General features: G+C 34.9%; 16 protein-coding genes. 12 read left to right on the plus strand and 4 right to left on the minus strand.

Annotation, left to right across the window (positions count from 1 at the left end):
• Window positions 1-62: 62 nt before the first annotated feature.
• On the minus strand, window positions 63-944 hold the full coding sequence (locus AC1RP1_RS04115) for a LysR family transcriptional regulator (protein WP_481761581.1): 882 nt from the start codon (window positions 942-944) through the stop codon (window positions 63-65).
• A gap of 136 nt (window positions 945-1080) precedes the next feature.
• Between AC1RP1_RS04115 and AC1RP1_RS04120 the strand changes: the two genes are divergently transcribed.
• From AC1RP1_RS04120 to AC1RP1_RS04130, 3 genes are all read left to right on the plus strand, one after another.
• Window positions 1081-2721, plus strand: coding sequence for a malolactic enzyme (locus AC1RP1_RS04120; protein ID WP_481761580.1), 1641 nt, complete (start codon window positions 1081-1083; stop codon window positions 2719-2721).
• A gap of 29 nt (window positions 2722-2750) precedes the next feature.
• Window positions 2751-3719 (plus strand): AEC family transporter, encoded by a 969-nt coding sequence (locus tag AC1RP1_RS04125; RefSeq protein ID WP_409022066.1) that lies wholly within the window; start codon window positions 2751-2753, stop codon window positions 3717-3719.
• A gap of 146 nt (window positions 3720-3865) precedes the next feature.
• Window positions 3866-4456 (plus strand): ECF transporter S component, encoded by a 591-nt coding sequence (locus AC1RP1_RS04130; RefSeq protein ID WP_409022067.1) that lies wholly within the window; start codon window positions 3866-3868, stop codon window positions 4454-4456.
• A gap of 80 nt (window positions 4457-4536) precedes the next feature.
• Here the strand turns inward: AC1RP1_RS04130 and AC1RP1_RS04135 are convergent, their stop codons facing one another.
• The 3 genes from AC1RP1_RS04135 to AC1RP1_RS04145 all read right to left on the minus strand — a co-directional run bounded on the left by AC1RP1_RS04135 (window position 4537) and on the right by AC1RP1_RS04145 (window position 6697).
• On the minus strand, window positions 4537-4914 hold the full coding sequence (locus AC1RP1_RS04135) for a hypothetical protein (RefSeq protein WP_481761579.1): 378 nt from the start codon (window positions 4912-4914) through the stop codon (window positions 4537-4539).
• Between the two features lie 20 nt (window positions 4915-4934).
• Window positions 4935-5630 (minus strand): DNA/RNA non-specific endonuclease, encoded by a 696-nt coding sequence (locus AC1RP1_RS04140; protein WP_481761578.1) that lies wholly within the window; start codon window positions 5628-5630, stop codon window positions 4935-4937.
• Window positions 5631-5719: 89 nt separating this feature from the next.
• Window positions 5720-6697, minus strand: a complete 978-nt coding sequence (locus AC1RP1_RS04145) for a Gfo/Idh/MocA family protein (RefSeq protein WP_481761577.1) — start codon at window positions 6695-6697, stop codon at window positions 5720-5722.
• Window positions 6698-6832: 135 nt separating this feature from the next.
• On the opposite strand from AC1RP1_RS04145, the gene AC1RP1_RS04150 reads away from it, so the two are divergent.
• The 9 genes from AC1RP1_RS04150 to gatB all read left to right on the plus strand — a co-directional run bounded on the left by AC1RP1_RS04150 (window position 6833) and on the right by gatB (window position 18337).
• The gene (locus AC1RP1_RS04150) at window positions 6833-7510 is read left to right on the plus strand and encodes a glycoside hydrolase family 73 protein (RefSeq protein ID WP_481761576.1); all 678 of its coding nucleotides are present in this window, start codon (window positions 6833-6835) and stop codon (window positions 7508-7510) included.
• Between the two features lie 177 nt (window positions 7511-7687).
• Window positions 7688-8260, plus strand: a complete 573-nt coding sequence (locus AC1RP1_RS04155; RefSeq protein ID WP_409022073.1) for a xanthine phosphoribosyltransferase — start codon at window positions 7688-7690, stop codon at window positions 8258-8260.
• Window positions 8261-8400: 140 nt separating this feature from the next.
• Window positions 8401-9540, plus strand: a complete 1140-nt coding sequence (locus AC1RP1_RS04160) for a 5-(carboxyamino)imidazole ribonucleotide synthase (RefSeq protein WP_481761575.1) — start codon at window positions 8401-8403, stop codon at window positions 9538-9540.
• A 144-nt stretch (window positions 9541-9684) separates the two neighbouring features.
• On the plus strand, window positions 9685-11910 hold the full coding sequence (gene pcrA, locus AC1RP1_RS04165; protein ID WP_481761574.1) for a DNA helicase PcrA: 2226 nt from the start codon (window positions 9685-9687) through the stop codon (window positions 11908-11910).
• Between the two features lie 34 nt (window positions 11911-11944).
• Window positions 11945-13966, plus strand: a complete 2022-nt coding sequence (gene ligA, locus AC1RP1_RS04170; protein ID WP_481761630.1) for an NAD-dependent DNA ligase LigA — start codon at window positions 11945-11947, stop codon at window positions 13964-13966.
• On the plus strand, window positions 13953-15101 hold the full coding sequence (locus AC1RP1_RS04175; RefSeq protein ID WP_481761573.1) for a CamS family sex pheromone protein: 1149 nt from the start codon (window positions 13953-13955) through the stop codon (window positions 15099-15101). Before ligA ends, AC1RP1_RS04175 begins: the two co-directional genes overlap by 14 nt.
• 37 nt (window positions 15102-15138) lie before the next feature.
• Window positions 15139-15441, plus strand: a complete 303-nt coding sequence (gatC, locus tag AC1RP1_RS04180; RefSeq protein WP_409022077.1) for an Asp-tRNA(Asn)/Glu-tRNA(Gln) amidotransferase subunit GatC — start codon at window positions 15139-15141, stop codon at window positions 15439-15441.
• Between the two features lie 2 nt (window positions 15442-15443).
• Entirely contained in the window at window positions 15444-16907 is a 1464-nt protein-coding gene (gene gatA / locus AC1RP1_RS04185) for an Asp-tRNA(Asn)/Glu-tRNA(Gln) amidotransferase subunit GatA (protein ID WP_481761572.1), read from the plus strand.
• Complete coding sequence (gatB, locus tag AC1RP1_RS04190; protein WP_481761571.1) at window positions 16907-18337, plus strand: Asp-tRNA(Asn)/Glu-tRNA(Gln) amidotransferase subunit GatB; 1431 nt, start codon at window positions 16907-16909, stop codon at window positions 18335-18337. Before gatA ends, gatB begins: the two co-directional genes overlap by 1 nt.
• Window positions 18338-18345 lie beyond the last annotated feature (8 nt).

An 18345-nucleotide genomic window follows, 5' to 3' on the forward strand; every position in this document is an offset into this window, starting at 1 on the left:
TGCTATAAATAATAAAAAGAATAACTTATACCTTTATATTTAAGGTATAAGTTATTCTCTTATTAGATAGAAGGATCAATTAAAACGTCAATTAATTTTGCTTGTGTAGGCGTTAAAATATGACTTGTACGATAAACGAGTGACATTAAAAATTTAGGTTGATCTAATTCCGATAAGGGGAGTGAGACTAAATCATCTGCAGCATCCAATGCTAGTTCTGTTAAAAAACCAATACCAACATTTTCGGTAACCATTTTTTTAATAATCTGACTGTCACTTGTTGTATAGATAATCTTTGGTTTGAAATGATTTTTTGTTGTTAACTCTTTAAAAGCGATTGGATGAACAAAACCCTCATTTTGCATAATAAATTTTTCATTTCGAAGTTCAGAAAATTTAACGGATTCTCTTGAAGCAAGTGGATGATGTTTGCTAACGATAATCTTGAAGTGTTTAGATGCAAAATTTCTGGCAATTAAGCGGTCATCTTCTATTGGTTTAACGGAACCTAATAAAGCCATATCTAATGATCCGTTTATTAACTGAAGAAGTAGGGCTTGGGAACCGTTCTCAACTGTATCTAGATGATTAATCAGACCTGAATTAAATAAATTGCTGACAATTTGCGGAAAATAGTACGTTCCTATAATAGGTGGTAATCCAAATCGAACGTGCTCATTTTTAAGTTGGTTAATTTCTTGGTTAGCAATTGTTAATTCTTTGAGAATAATATTAACATGTTCAGCGAATTGTTCACCACTTGGTGTAAAAGAAACTTGATGATGTGATTGATCACGAATAATCAGATTTGTGTCTAATTCAGTTTCTAAGCGTTTCATTGCAGTTGTGATTGTTGGTTGACTAACTGAAAAAAAATGAGCAACTTTTGAAAAATTTCTCAAATTAATTATTTGTTGATAATATTCTAAATCTCGAATGTTCATTATAATCTCCTCTAAATCAACGTTTATAATCCTCATATAAATAATATTTATAGTATAACACATGTTTGACTATAATTTTTAAAGGGGTGTATTCTTGCTCTTGTAAGTTAAAGAGAAAATAAAATATAAAAAAATAATGGAGGAATTAATGATGACAAAAGCACAAGATATGTTAAATAACCCATTTGTAAATAAAGGTACAGCATTTACAATGGAAGAACGTCGTGAATTAGGACTTATTGGTATGTTACCAGCTAAAGTTCAAACAATTGAAGAACAAGCAACACAAAACTACGCACAATATTTAAGTAAAGAAACTGGTCTTGAAAAACGCCATTTCTTAATGGAATTATTCAATGAAAACCGTACACTATTTTTCTACTTAATGGGACAACATGTGGCTGAATTTATGCCAGTTGTTTATGATCCAGTTGTTGCTGATTCAATCGAAGAATACAACGAAATTTATGTAAATCCACAAAACGCTGCATTCTTATCAATTGATCATCCAGAAGATATCGAAGCAACATTAAAAAATGCTGCTGCAGGACGTGACATTCGTTTAGTCGTTGTGACAGATGCTGAAGGTATTTTAGGTATGGGCGATTGGGGTGTCAACGGTGTTGATATCGCAATTGGTAAATTAATGGTTTATACAGCTGCTGCTGGAATTGATCCTTCACAAGTTTTACCAGTTTCTATTGATGCTGGAACAAATAATGAAACATTATTGAATGATCCATTATACCTTGGTAACAAACATGAACGTGTAACTGGTGACAAATACTATGACTTCGTTGATGGCTTTGTCCAAAGTACAAAGAACTTGTTCCCAGAATTGTTATTACATTGGGAAGATTTTGGCCGTTCAAATGCTGCTAATATTCTTGAAAAATATCAAAACGAAATCACAACATTTAATGATGATATCCAAGGTACAGGGATTGTTGTTTTAGCTGGTATCTTAGGTGCTCTAAGTATCACTAAAGGTTCAATTGTTGACCAAACAGTTATTACTTATGGTGCTGGTACTGCTGGTGTCGGAATTGCTAACCAAATTATGGACGAAATGAAACGCGCTGGTGTTTCAGAAGAAGATGCTCGCAAACGTTTCTTCTTAGTTGATAAACAAGGATTGTTATTTGATGATACAGAAGACTTAACACCTGGCCAAAAAGAATTTACGCATAAACGTTCAGAATTTGCTAATGCTGATGAATTAACTTCTTTAGAAGCTGTTGTTAAAGCTGTTCAACCAACTGTTATGATTGGTACATCTACACAACCTGGTACATTTACAAAAGAAATTGTTCAAGACATGGCTTCACATGTTGAACGTCCAATCATCTTCCCATTATCAAACCCTACAAAATTAGCAGAAGCTAAGGCTGAAGATTTGATTGCATGGACTGATGGTAAAGCTTTAGTTGCTACTGGTATTCCAGCTGATAATGTTGATTACAAAGGTGTTACTTACCAAATTGGTCAAGCAAACAACGCACTTATGTACCCAGGTCTTGGATTTGGGATTATCGCTTCAACATCTTCAAGAGTTAATGGCGAAATCTTATCACAAGCTAGTCATGCTTTAGGTGGAATCGTTGATACTACAGCCGTTGGTGCTGCCGTATTACCACCAGTAACACATTTAGCAGAATTCTCACAAACAATTGCTGAAGTAGTTGCCCAAAGTGTTGTTGACCAAAAATTAAACAAAGAAGCAATTACAGATGTTAAAAAGGCTGTCTCAGATATGAAATGGACACCTAAATACTAAAAAAAGCGTAGAGAGAAGGACAATTAATTATGGTATTTTTCCAATCAATTCAAAGTGTTCTAGTTGTTGTTTTGATGATGGTACTTGGATACATTTTACAAGTTAAAGGTTGGTTCGCTGATTCATTTGGTGGCAATATCTCATCATTAATTACAAAAATTGCTTTACCAGCTTCAATTTTCGTTTCTGTTTTAAAATATTTAAAACGTGATCAATTAGCTGCATTGTCAGGTAGTTTACTCTACCCAGCAATTGCTGTTATTATCGGTTACTTAATTGCATGGGCACTTGTTCATATCTTGAACATCAAACCTGGTCGTCGTGGTATCTTCATGAATGCCGTTGTTAATGCAAATACAATTTTCATTGGTTTACCTTTAAATATTGCGTTGTTTGGCGATAAGAGTATCTCATATTTCCTTGTTTACTATATTATTAATACAGTTTCAACATGGGCATTTGGTGTTTTCTTAATTTCAAATGATGATCCAACAAAAGACAAATCAGATAAAACGAAAAAGAAAATTAACTGGGCTAAAGTAATCCCAATGCCACTTGTTGGGTTCATCGTTGCATTAATCTTCTTGGTTCTTGCAATTCCAGTTCCTGATTTTATTAGCCAAACATTAGGTTATGTTGGTGGATTAGTTACACCATTATCATTAATCTATATTGGTATTGTGTTAGCTAAAGCCGGTTTGAAGAGTATCAGATTTGATCGTGATACAGTCGTTGCATTACTTGGACGTTTTATTTTATCACCAATCATTTTAATCGCTGTTATTCTTTTAGGTACACATTTAACTGGTGCAGATTTAGCACCATTATTACAAAAAACTTTGATTGTTCAATCAGCTACACCAATGTTAGCCGTATTACCAATCTTAGCTAATGAAGCACATGGAGACGTTAAATACGCAACAAACATTGTTACAACAAGTACAATCTTGTTCATCATTGTTGTTCCTGTTTTAACGACCCTTATCTCATTCATGTAATATAAAATTTATTTAAAATAGAACGTCACTGATTACCTCTATAATTAGTGACGTTCTATTTTTTTGCATATTAAATGGTAACAATCGTTAAATCGGTTATAATAAGGGAACGGAAGTGAAATGATTAAATTTGTAGGAGTAAGTAGATGAAAACTAATAATAAAACATATCATATGAGTATTTTGGCGTTATTTATTTCAATCATTATTGTTCAAAATTTTGTGCCATTATTTGGTTACATCCCTGTTGGCCCCTTAAGCATCACAACCATTCATATCACGGTGATTGTTGCTGCTTTAGTGTTTGGCTGGAAAGATGGTGCATTTATCGGTGGTGTCTGGGGATTAATCACATTTATCAGGGCGTTTGTGTCGCCAACTAGTCCACTTGCACCCATTGTTTTTACAAATCCACTTATAGCAATTGTGCCAAGAATTTTAATTGGAATTGTGACAGCAGTCATTTTTTACTTTTTATATAAATGGTGGAAAAACAAAACGTTAGCCATGATTATTGCCTCTGTTTTTGGTTCATTGGTTAATACGGTTTTAGTTTTAGGCCTTATCTATCTTTTATATCATGGGCAAGCAGCTAATTTTTATAAAGTTGATATGGCACAATTATTACCATATATTATGGGACTAGTTGTCACAAACGGTATTCCAGAGATGATTTTAGCAGGGATTGTTGCGCCATTGATAGCAAGACCTTTACAAAAAATAGTTCGGAAAAGTTAGAGAACAAAATACACGATGCTAATAGGTAAAAATAAAAAAGTTATTAACAACGAATGATATTTCGCTGTTAATAACTTTTTTTAGTTGAATTTAGAAATAATTTTAGAATCTAATGTTCCATTTTCTAGTGCAATTAATGCGTCGATTATAGGCATATGATGAATTTCAGTATCATCTGCTAGCAGACTACTAGGAATAAAAAAGGTTGTTGAATAGTGATCACCTGCTAGATAATCACCATCAATTGTCTGACCTAAGATACAAACGTCATCCCAGTTCAAAGAGATAGTATCAGGTGTTTTCAAGAAGTTCATTGTTTCTAAAAATTGTGTTTGAAGTGAGCTGCCAGGAAATTGTAAATAGCCATCATTTGTCTGACGGATATTTGAATTAAGTAATAATTGTTGTAGCGTTTGTGGTGCTGAATCTATCAGTTGACTTTTTAATTCTGTGAACATGAATAACACACTCCTTTGAATTAACGTTTATTCAAAATAGTAACATTAAATTTAATATTGCCCCAAGAAGTTGTACTTTTACCTTGCATTTGAATTGCTTTAGGGAAAAGTGACTTACCAGAAAAAATTGGTGTTACCTGATAACGGACATGATCTCCTTTATCAACTGCTGCACGAACTGCGTTTTCATACTTGGTCATGTAGGGTGTGTTAACAGGGTTTTGATATAATGTTGCTAAATTTTCTTTTTTATCACCACTACCACCAAGTTGTCGACCGATTAAATGTCCACGGGAATGAAAATAAGGTGACAGCCCTGACACAAAACCAGTTGGTCGAATTGAAGAATCTGCTGATGACCCTCTAGATTCTAAAGCTTTAACTAAAAGAGCATTGGCCTGAGTAGCACGGCCAAGAGAGTCAAGAGCGCCGTATTTTATCCAACCATTGGCATTATCTGCAAGATCACTTTTTGAAAAGGTTGGCGCACCATTATCCACAATTCCATTAATGGCCTTGCTACTATTAATAGAACTAGTATTTGCTGTTCCTGTCCCATTTTTAACATTGACTGAAGTTGAATTGCCATTTGTTTGTAGCAAATCTTTTACAGTACTAGGTAATTTTCCGCTGAAAAGGGAGACAACTAAAATGACAGCAAGTCCAATTAGATAATTACGTGTTCGATTCTGAATATAACGTTTCTTTCGTTTCATAAAATTAACTCCAACTCTTTTTCTTTTAGTGTAGCATGGAATTAAAAAAAGTTATCAACAATTTCTAGTGATAACTTTTCAGATGAAGCTTATTTTTCAAAAGGATATTTAAAGCCCCATTGTTCACGAGCTTGTGTCATTATTGACATAACATCTGTTGTTTTTTCTAAGAATGGTTTAGGATTTAAATTACCCAAAACCATATCTTGAACATCTTTAATTTCATAATTCATGGCTTGTTTTGTATGGCCGGCAGTGATTTCTGTAGCTGTTCCATCAGATAATACAAGAGCAGCTTTATTAGCTCGAGGATAATCGTAAACAGTAAAGTAACCACCTTCATAAGCAATAATACCCATTTTAGGCATTTTAGCTCTGAATGTTAAGGCAACAGTTGCGAGTTCATTATTGGCATTTTGTAAACTAATCGTTTCAGATTCGTCAACACCTGATTCGAATAAATTCATTGCTGAACCTGTGATTTCTGGTGTGGCTGTCATGAATTGACGGACAAAGGCTAATGCATAAACACCGATATCTAATAATGCGCCACCAGCTAAATCAGGATTGAAGAAACGATTTGTTGGATCAGGATCTTTAAAACTACCAAATGAGGCTTGGACCATTTTTAGTTTGCCTAATTTTTTTTCTTCAGCTACTTCAATAATTTTTTTATAAAGTGGCATATGATAAATAGTCATTGCTTCTTGTAAAATCAAGCCTTTTTCTTCAGCTAAATCAGTTGCTTGTTTAAGTTCATCACTAGTCATGGTGATTGCTTTTTCACTTAAGACGTGCTTGCCAGCTTTAAGTGCAGCCAAGATTGTGTCGATATGGTAGTTGTGAGGTGTCGCAATGTAAACGATGTCAATTTCATCATCAGCTAATAAGTCTTCATAGTTACCATAGGCATGTGGAATATTAAATTCGTTAGCAAAAGTTTGCGCTTTTTCTAAGTTTCTTGAGCCAGCGGCATAGATTTCACCAAATGGTTGATCAAAGTAAGTTGTAAAGCTGTGAGCGATGTTACCAAGTCCAATAATTCCCCAATTTAAATTTTTTGTCATTATGTTCTCCTGTCTCATTTAAGATAGCTCAAGCTTAACAGAAATTTAATAAAAAGAGAAAAAATACGATGGTAATAGATATAGAATTAGGGTAAAATAAGTGAAACAATTAAATGTATAGGGACGGGTGTACTAATGAAAAAGAAAAATGGTCGGGGGATTTTTGTAAAGAACGGTAAAATTCAAGTTGCGAATATTGTTGTTTTAATTTTAATTCTTGGTATTATTACAGTCGTTGTTTCAATGAACGTTCATAAAAAGAATGTTGCTCGAGATGAATCTATTGCGACGTCATTATCAACCTCAAAAATTGAAGCAAGTGAATCAGCAAAAAAAGCAGCAGCAGAAGCTAAAAAACAAGCATTTATTAAGAAAGTAGCACCTGAAGCACAAAAAATGCAAAAAAAATATAAAGTCTTTTCTAGTATTACAATTGCACAAGCTATCTTAGAATCTGATTGGGGAACGAGTTCTTTAGCTAAAGACTACAATAACCTATTTGGAATTAAAGGAACGGGCGCACGTGCAAAAGATTTCAAAACTAAAGAACAAGAAAAAGATGGCACATGGAAGACGGTTACGGCTAAATTTATCGTCTTCAAAGATTGGGACGAAGCAATTATGTCTCATTCGAAATTATTAGCTAATGGAAATACATGGAATAAAACACAATTTGCTGACGTTCTTTCTGCAGCAACTTACGAAGATGCAGCAGCAGCTTTAGTAGTTGATGGGTACGCAACAGATAATGATTATAGTACAAAATTAACAGATATCATTAAACAATATCATTTAGATAAATATGATAAATAAACGGGATTAATGTCAAGTATAATAACGATAAATGAGTAGATTCAAATTGAAATTACCCTTATATTATGTTATTCTTAAGTCATTCAAAACCGGAATGTAGCTTTTTTACTTATACCGAAGTGAAAAAGCTATTTTTATACCCAAAAAAATATAAATAGCAAGAGGAGCGTACCCCACGTGAAACTTTTAGAAGACAGAATTATGCAAGATGGTATTGTATTACCAGGAGATGTATTGAAGGTCGATCAATTTTTAAATCACCAAGTTGATCCTGATTTAATGTTAGCAATGGGTGTGGAATTTGCTGAATTATTCAAAAATGAAAAAATTACTAAAATTTTAACAGTTGAATCATCAGGTATTGCCCCAGCAGTATTCGTTGGGTTACAATTTCATGTTCCTGTTGTCTTCGCACGTAAAAATAAGAGCGTTACGATGCAAAATGATTTATATTCTGCTTCTGTTTACTCGTACACAAAGAAAGTTGAAAATACAATTGCCGTTGCCAACAAGTTTTTAGGTGAAAACGATCGTGTTTTAATCATTGATGACTTCTTGGCAAATGGCCAAGCAGCTGAAGGACTCTTCCAAATTTGTGACGAAGCTAAGGCAGAAATTGCTGGAATTGGAATTGTAATTGAAAAATCATTCCAAAAAGGTGCCGAATTAATTCATGAACGTGGCGTACGTTTAGAATCACTTGCTAAAATTTCATCATTTGATGGTGATCAAGTTCATTTTGAAGATTAAATTAACGAAAAGAGCGCAAAATGTGCTCTTTTTTATTTTCTTATAAAATTGTTAAATTATGGTTGTTAAAACTTGATTGCCCCGCGGGATAACAGTATGATTAAGGGTATAAAGCAAAAGTAGAAAGTAGTGAATATATAGTGGAAAAAAAAGTTATCTTTCCTGGAAGTACATTGGGAATAATCGGAGATAGTCCAACGGGTGCAATGTTGGCTATGGCTGCAAGAAATTTAGGGTTTAAAATCGCAGCATACAGTCAAAATGAAGTTAGTGAGACACTTCAATTAGCAGATTATTCTGTTGTAGGTAAGATGAATGATAAGGATAAATTGAAAGAATTCGCTGAACGAACAGATATTGTGACGTATGAATCTGAACACGTTAATTCAGAAGTGATTGAATATATTTCAAAATATACTTATGTGCCACAAAAGTATAATGCATTAGAAATTATGCAAGACCGCTTGTTGGAAAGAGCTTTTTTTGAACAATTAAATATTAATATTCCACCTTTTGAAACAATTGTATCATTAGAAGATGTGTATAATTCTGTACTTTCAATTGGGTATCCCAGCGTTTTAAAACCAATCCAAAAAGGGTTTGGTAAAAGTTACCAGAGTGTTCTCAATACGCAAACTGATATTTCAGATGCGGCGTACTTGGTTGAACGTGGCACCTATATTTTAGAATCATGGATTCCTTATGAACAAGAAATCTCAATGGTTCTTATCAAAAATGGTAAGGAAATTAATTTTTTCCCAGCTGTTGAAAATAAATATCGTGATCATCGATTACACGAATCAATCGTACCAGCTAACTTAGATACAGAAATTTCTGCTGAAATGCATAAAATTGCCATTAAAGTTGCGGAAAATCTAGACTACACTGGCGCATTAGAAATTGGCTACTTTGTAACTAAATCAGGTGCAATTTATGTTAAACGTGTCGTGCCCGCTATGCATCAATCAGGGTATGTTTTTGATAAAGCAACAAACGTTAGCATGTATGAACAGCATTTACGTGCCATTTGTGGATTGCCACTATCAAAAGTGAAATTCCTTGCACCAACTGTTATGGTGTCATTAAAAGAAGAAGAACGTGCCGATTTAAAGACACAGTGGGTTCTTAAAAATAATTGGTATTACCATTTTTATCGTTACCCTGAAAATCATAAATTAGATCGTGCTGGGCATATTTTGGTTCAGTCAGATTCAGTTCGTGAAGCATTGAATCAAATTGAAGATACAGGCATTTGGGATAAAAAAGAAACAACAAATTAAATGAAATTAGAAGGATGAATCGTTTTGAATCGGTTCGTCTTTTTTTATGAACAAGTTGAGACATATATTCATAAAAATTAAAGAAGTTAAGGCGTTTTTTTGCTATAATAAATAATGACTGATTTATAGAGAGGATTGATTAATTTGACTACTGAAAGCTTATTGAACGGAATGAATAACAAACAAAAAGAAGCTGTCCTAAAAACAGAGGGACCACTCTTAATTATGGCTGGAGCTGGAAGTGGTAAAACGCGAGTATTAACGCATCGCGTTGCTTACTTAATTGAAGAAAAAGGTATCAATCCATGGAACGTATTAGCAATCACATTTACAAATAAAGCATCAAAAGAGATGCGCGAACGTGTTAATAAATTACTTAACAAAGGGGCAGAAGATGTTTGGGTTTCAACATTCCATGCACTTTGTGTTCGTATTTTGCGACGTGATATTGACCAAATTGGTTATAATCGTGCATTTACAATTGCCGACCCAGGTGAACAAAAGACTTTAGTAAAACGTATTTTAAAAGAACAAAATATTGATCCACAAAAATTTGACCCAAGAACCGTTTTAGGAGCAATTTCAAATGCAAAAAATGATTTATTAACAGAAAAAGAATACGCAGAACGTGCTGCAAGTATGTTCGAACAAATGGTAGCTAAAGTTTATACGGCATATCAAAAAGAGTTACGCTCAAATCAAGCAGTTGATTTCGATGATTTAATTATGTTAACTATCCGTTTATTTAAAGAAAAGCCTGAAACATTGGCTTTTTATCAAAATAAATTTCAATATATCCATGTGGATGAATATCAGGATACTAATGAAGCACAATATACCTTAGTAAACATGTTAGCTGAACGTTTCAAAAATCTCTGCGTCGTCGGGGATGCTGACCAAAGTATTTACGGTTGGCGTGGGGCAAACATGGATAACATTATGAATTTTGAAAAAGATTATCCTGATGCTGATGTTGTTAAGTTGGAACAAAACTATCGTTCAACGAAAACAATTCTGAATGCTGCCAATGCAGTTATTGATAATAATACGAACCGCAGTGATAAGAGTCTTTGGACTGATAATAAAGATGGTGAGAAAATTTCTTACTACCGTGGCCAAAGTGAAAATGATGAATCACATTATGTGGTTGAAAAAATTCAAGAACAAATTAAAGATAATCACTTAAATTACGGTGATTTCGCCATTTTATATCGAACGAATGCACAGTCTCGTGTGATTGAAGAGACATTCTTAAAATCAAGCGTTCCTTACAAAATGGTTGGTGGACACAAATTCTACGAGCGATTGGAAATTCGAGATATCTTAGGCTACATTCGTTTAATTGCTAATGATCAAGATTCAATGAGTTTTGATCGTATTGTAAATGTCCCAAAACGCGGTATCGGTGCAAGTAGTGTGGACAAATTACGTGAATTTTCAGATATGAATAATTGGACAATGCTTGAAGGTGCTGAAAACTCAGCGCTTGCTAATATTTCTGGTAAAGCTGAAAAATCATTACAAGAATTTGCCACAATGATTCGTGGATTACAAAAAATGCGTGAGTTCTTGAATGTGACCGAGTTAACAAAAGAAATTTTAAAACAATCAGGTTATGAAGCTAATTTGAAAAAGACGAAAACGATTGAAAATGAAACGCGACTTGAAAACGTTGAAGAATTCTTGTCTGTAACTCAGCAATTTGATGATCGTTGGGAAGCTGAAGAAGATGATAGTGACCGTTATGTTGATTTCTTAGCTGATTTAGCACTAGTTTCTGCACAAGATGATATTGAAGAAGAACCTGAAGAAGTCACATTGATGACATTACATGCCGCTAAAGGACTTGAATTTCCAGTTATCTTTTTAATGGGATTGGAAGAAGGCATATTCCCTCTTTCTCGTGCCATGTTAGAAGATGATCAACTTGAGGAAGAACGTCGTTTAGCATATGTCGGAATTACTCGTGCTGAACGCAAATTATATTTAACAAATGCTTTTTCAAGAATGTTGTATGGTCGTCGTCAAAGTAATCAAGCTTCACGTTTCATTGGTGAAATAGATGAGTCATTACTTGAATTAGATAATCAAACGGCAGCACCATCTCGTAATTCATCGTATTCCAATCAACGTGCGACGGCGACAACATACCGTCGACCTGCTAAAACCGTTGAACGTGATAATGGTACAGGTGCTGATGCAGTTGTTTGGCGTATTGGTGAAAAAGTGGAACATAAAGCTTGGGGTACTGGGACAATCGTTAAAGTTTCAGGATCAGGTTCGGATGCTGAACTTGATATTGCTTTCAAAGAACAAGGGATTAAGCGTCTGTTGACAGCTTTTGCACCAATTACAAAAAAAGTGGACTAAATAAAAGGAGGGTTCAAGTTTGTCAAATCAAGCCATAACATTGGAAGAAGCAACTAATAGAGTGAATCAATTAAAAACTGACTTAATCAAATGGACGCGTCAATATTATGTCCTTGATCAGCCAACAGTTGAAGATCATGTTTATGATGAACACTACCTACAACTAGTAGAACTTGAAAAAGCCTTTCCTAATTTAGTGACACCTAATTCACCAACGCAACGTGTTGGTGGCCAGGTACTGCCTGGTTTTGAAAAAGTTTCGCATGAAGTACCAATGCTTTCATTGGGGGATGTCTTTTCCATTGAAGAACTATCGGAATTTGATCAACGATTACAAAAATCAGTTGATGCTGAGGTAAGTTACAATACTGAACTCAAAATTGATGGATTGGCCATTTCGTTAACATATGAAAATGGTGTATTCGTTAAAGGATCAACTCGTGGAGATGGCACAATTGGTGAAAATATTACTGAAAATCTTAAAACAGTCAAATCAATTCCACTAACATTGACGGAACCCATTTCAATTGAAGTTCGTGGAGAATGTTACATGCCAACAAAGGCGTTTGTTGCGTTGAATAAACGTCGCGAGGAAGCTGGAGAAACGGTATTTGCTAATCCTAGGAATGCAGCAGCAGGTAGTTTACGACAATTAAATACAGCTGAAACGGCTCAACGACAATTGAGTACATTTATCTATTATATAGTTGATCCGGATGTCAAAACTCAAAGTGATGCGTTAAAACGCTTGTCTAAACTTGGATTTAGAACAAATACTGAATCACGTGTTACGAGTGATATGACAGAAATTTCGGCATACATTAATGAATATCAAGCAAAACGTCATGATTTATCTTACGATATCGATGGTATTGTTATTAAAGCAAATTTATTCACGATTCATGATGAAGTTGGTAATACGGTTAAAGTTCCAAAATGGGCAATTGCCTATAAATTCCCGCCAGACGAGCAAGAAACTAAAGTTCTAGATATTGAATGGACGATTGGTCGAACAGGTGTCGTAACACCAACTGCAATCATGAATCCTGTGCAGTTAGCGGGAACAACAGTTTCTCGGGCATCATTGCATAATGGGGATTTACTGAAACAAAAAGATATTAGAATTAACGATACGGTTAAGTTGCATAAGGCTGGGGATATTATTCCAGAAATTTCTGAAGTTGTCTTAGATAAACGACCAGAAGACAGTGTTGTGTATAGTTTGCCAACGAACTGCCCAGTTTGTGGAGCAATATTAGTTCATCTGGATGAAGAAGTTGCATTACGTTGTATCAATCCAAAATGTCCCGCACTCATTAAAGAGAGTCTGGCACATTTTGCTTCTAGAAATGCGATGAATATTGATGGACTAGGGCCTAAAATTGTTGAACAATTATTTGAAAATAAGTTAATTAGTGATGTTGCAGGATTGTATCAGTTAACTGCCGATCAACTGTTAACGCTAGATAATTTCAAAGAAAAATCGGTTAATAAATTATTAAATGCAATTGATATTAGCCGACAAAATTCAGTGGAACGCTTATTATTTGGACTAGGAATTCGGCATGTTGGAGCTAAGGCTGCTCGATTGGTTTCAGCCGAATTTAAAGATATTCATCAATTAATGACAGCAATTTCCGAAGATATTCTCGTCATTGATTCAATCGGACAGGTGATTGCGGATAGTCTTGTGACTTATTTTGCCAATGACCAAGTTCGTGAATTGATTGATGAACTGGATAATGCGCAAGTTAACTTAACCTTTTTAGGCAAAACAACTGCTGAAATTGCAGAATTAGCTGAAGGTAGTCCCGTGATGGATAAGAAAGTTGTCCTAACGGGAACACTTGATCAGTTGAAACGAAGCGATGCTAAAAAATGGCTTGAAGCAAATGGTGCTTCTGTTGTTGGTAGTGTTTCGAAAAAAACAGACCTATTAATTGCCGGGCATGATGCTGGAAGTAAGTTAACAAAAGCGAAGCAACTAGAAATTGAAATTTGGGATGAACAACAATTTATCTCAGTTATGGAAGGAGTGTCATATGAAAAAAATTAAGATTGGACTTATGTTAAGTTTCTCGTTAATTTTCTTAGCAGCCTGTGGCAATGTTGCCTCATCAGGCTCGTCGGGAACCTCTAAAAATACATCAAGTTCTGGTTACCAGACAACTGGCCAAACAAGTGATAGTAACTATGAAGGTGTCATTAAAGATGGTAAATATTTAACAAGTAAATCAAGAGGTGTGGCACTCACACAAAATGACAATGTCTTGAATTTAAAAAGTTTTGAATCTGGTCTGTTAGATTTATCTAAAGATCAATTTGCTACTGACAGTTATATTTTCCAAGAAGGACAATATTTAACAAAAACGACTGTTCAAAGCTGGTTAGGACGTGAATCAAGTGCTAATAAAGACGGATTAAACCCTAAGAGTAATGGTAAAACGGGTGAAACAGACCGTAATCCCATGTATGTACAGCAAGTTGAAGAACAAGATTTTATGACAAAAAAAGGCAGCAAATTATCACTCTCGGGTATCTCGGTAGGTATCGGAATGAACTCAGTTGATTATTATCAAAAAGAAGAATATGGGGCTGAATATAAAACCGTTATTTCTGATGCAACAATGAGAGAAAAGGGTAAAGAAGCTGCTAACAAAGTGGTTGCTCGTCTTCGTAAAACCAAAGGAATTAGTGATAGCGTTCCAATCATGGTGGCAATGTACAAGCAAGCACCAAACGATAGTTTAGTTGGCGGTAGTTTCTACGCCTACGCTGTGAATAAGAATGGTAAAACGACGATTGATAATTGGGATGATGTTTCAATTAAGAGTTATACGTTCCCAACGACATCGACGGCCACATCACCTAATACAAATGATGAAACGACATTTACGAATTTTAAAACTGAAGTTCAAAGTTTCTTTCCTAATTTAGCAGGTGTAACAGCACAGGTACAATATAAAAACAAAGCAATTACAGGGATGCACATCAATATTACAACTCAATTTTATAGTGAAACAGAGATTATTAGTTTCACTCAATATTTATCAACAACGGCCGTGAAATATTTAGCATCAGGGATTCCAATTGACATTACTATCAAAGGTAGTGATGGGACAATGCAAAGTTTCCTTGCCAAAACAGCTAAAGAAAGCACATACTATACGCATGTATTTACCAGTTATTAAAAAGAAATTAATTTGAATTTTGAAGGGATGGTTTTGAATGTCAATTAGTAAAGAAGAAGTCAAACATGTCTCAGAGTTAGCTAAACTAGAACTCAGTGATACAGATTTAGAACTATTTACCAGTCAATTAGATGATATTATCGGAATGGCTGAACAATTATCAGAAGTAGATACAACAGGCGTTCCAGTAACGACACATATTACAGATGTTCTCAATGTGATGCGTGAAGATGTCGCAGAAGAAGGAACAGATCGAGACTTACTCTTTAAAAATGCACCGGATAGTGAAAATGGCCTTATTAAAGTGCCAGCAATTATTGATGAAAGTGAGGAAGCTTAAGCATGGATTATTTCAAACAAGATTTATCAAGTTTACATGACGCATTAGTTAATAAAGAAATGAGTTCTGAAGAATTAACGAAGGCAACCTTTGCTGAAATTAAAGCACGTGATTCAAAGATTTCTGCTTTCCTCGCAATGAACGAAGAAATGGCACTTAGCCAAGCTAAGGCTGTTGATGCTGCTGGTATCGATGCAAATAATGTCTTAGCCGGGATACCAATGGCTGTTAAAGATAATATTGTGACAAAGGATTTAACAACAACTGCTGCAAGCAAAATGTTAGAAAATTTCAATCCAATATATGATGCAACAGTGATTGAAAAAATGCGCCAAGCACAAATGGTGACAATTGGTAAAACAAACATGGATGAATTTGCTATGGGTGGTTCTACTGAAACGTCAGCTTTTAAAACAACAAAAAACCCTTGGAATACAACGAAGGTTCCCGGTGGCTCATCAGGTGGTTCAGCTGCTGCAGTTGCTTCAGGTGAAGTTATTGCTGCTTTAGGCTCAGATACTGGTGGTTCTATCCGTCAACCTGCTTCATTTAATGGTGTCGTAGGAACAAAACCAACTTATGGTCGTGTATCACGTTATGGTTTAATTGCATTTGCATCAAGTTTGGACCAAATTGGACCATTCACACGTGGCGTTAAAGATAACGCTGCTGTTTTAAATGCAATCAGTGGTAACGATGTTCATGATTCAACGAGTTCAGCGCAAGCTGTTCCTGATTTTACTGCTGGATTAACTGGCGATATTAAAGGAATGAAGATTGCTTTACCTAAAGAGTATTTAGGTGAGGGTGTTGATGCTGGTGTTAAAGAAGCCATTCAAAAAGCAGTTAAGACGTTTGAAGAACTTGGCGCAACAGTTGACGAAGTTAGTTTACCAAACAGTAAATATGGTGTGCCCGTTTACTATATTCTAGCTTCTTCTGAGGCATCATCTAATTTACAACGTTTTGATGGTATTCGTTATGGATTCCGTGCACAAGACGTTAAGAGTTTGGAAGATGTTTATGTACGTTCTCGTTCAGAAGGTTTTGGGGATGAAGTTAAACGTCGGATTATGTTAGGAACATTCTCATTATCTGCTGGAACTTATGACGCTTTCTTCAAGAAAGCAGCTCAAGTTCGGACTTTAATCTGCAATGATTTCCGTAATGTATTCAATGATTATGATTTGATTATTGGGCCTACTGCACCTAATACAGCATTTAATATTGGTGATAAAATTGAAGACCCAATTACAATGTATATGAATGATATTTTAACGATTCCAGTTAACTTGGCTGGACTACCCGGCATGTCAGTTCCTGCTGGATTCTCAAATGGCTTACCAGTTGGATTACAATTAATTGCGAAATCATTCGATGAAGCAACAATGTATCGTGCTGGTTACGCATTTGAACAAGCAACTGATTTCCATAAAGAAGTCCCTACGTTAGGAGGCCAAAACTAATGAATTTTGAAACAACAATTGGACTTGAAGTTCATATTGAAATGAAAACTAACTCTAAGGCATTCTCACCTTCAAAAGTTGATTTTGGGGCAGAACCTAATACGAATACCAACGTTATTGACTGGGGTTATCCAGGTGTTTTACCAACTGCCAATAAAGGGGCAATTGAATACGGAATGCGTGCTGCCTTAGCTTTAAATTGTGAAATCACAAAGGATAACCATTTTGACCGAAAAAATTACTTTTATCCTGATAATCCAAAAGCTTACCAGATCACACAATCAGAAGAACCTATTGGTCGTAACGGCTTCTTAGAAATTGAAGTTAATGGCGAAACGAAAAAAATCGGAATTGAAGAAATGCACGTTGAAGAAGATGCGGGTAAAAATACGCATAATCCTAACGGCTATTCTTATGTCGATTTAAACCGTCAAGGAACACCTTTGATTGAAATTGTTTCACGTCCTGATATCAAAACACCTGAAGAAGCTTACACATATCTTGAAAAATTACGTCAAGTTATTCAATTTACCGGTGTTTCTGATGTGAAGATGGAAGAAGGATCAATGCGAATTGATGTTAATATTTCAATTAACCCAATTGGCCAACCCGGTTATGGGACAAAAACTGAAATGAAAAATTTAAATTCATTTGAAAATGTGCGTAAAGGACTTGAATTTGAAGAAAAACGTCAAATAAATGTCTTGATGTCTGGTGGTATTGTTCAACAAGAAACACGCCGTTTTGATGCACCAACTGGTACAACTATTTTGATGCGTGTCAAAGAAGGGGCTAGCGATTATCGTTATTTCCCAGAACCAGATATTCCACCAATTCATATTAGTGATGACTGGATTCAAGAAGTTAGAGAATCAATTCCCGAAATGCCTGACAAACGACGGACACGCTATGCAAGTGAATTAGGCTTGCCTGAATATGATGCTGAAGTCTTAACACAAACAAAAGAAATGTCAGATTTCTTTGAAGACACAATTAAGTTAGATGCAGATCCTAAGTTAGCTGCTAACTGGTTAATGGGTGAAGTTAATGCGTTCATGAATACAAATAAATTAAACTTACAAGATACTAAATTAACACCAGCAAATCTTGCTGGAATGATTAATTTAATTACTGATGAAACAATTTCAAGTAAGATTGCTAAAAAAGTTTTCCAAGAAATTATTAAAAATGGTAGCGAACCTAAAGCTTGGGTTGAGTCTAAGGGACTTGTTCAATTATCTGACCCAGCTAAGTTACAACCCATTATTGATGGTATTTTAGATAACAATGAACAATCAATTGAAGATTTCAAAAATGGTAAAGATCGTGCTGTTGGATTCTTAATCGGACAAATCATGAAACAAACACAGGGACAAGCAAATCCTAATGTGGTCAATCAATTATTGATGGCCTCATTGAAGCAAAGATAATCTTATTA

Source organism: Dellaglioa sp. CoH-56-MRSF-13 (genome assembly GCF_056782095.1).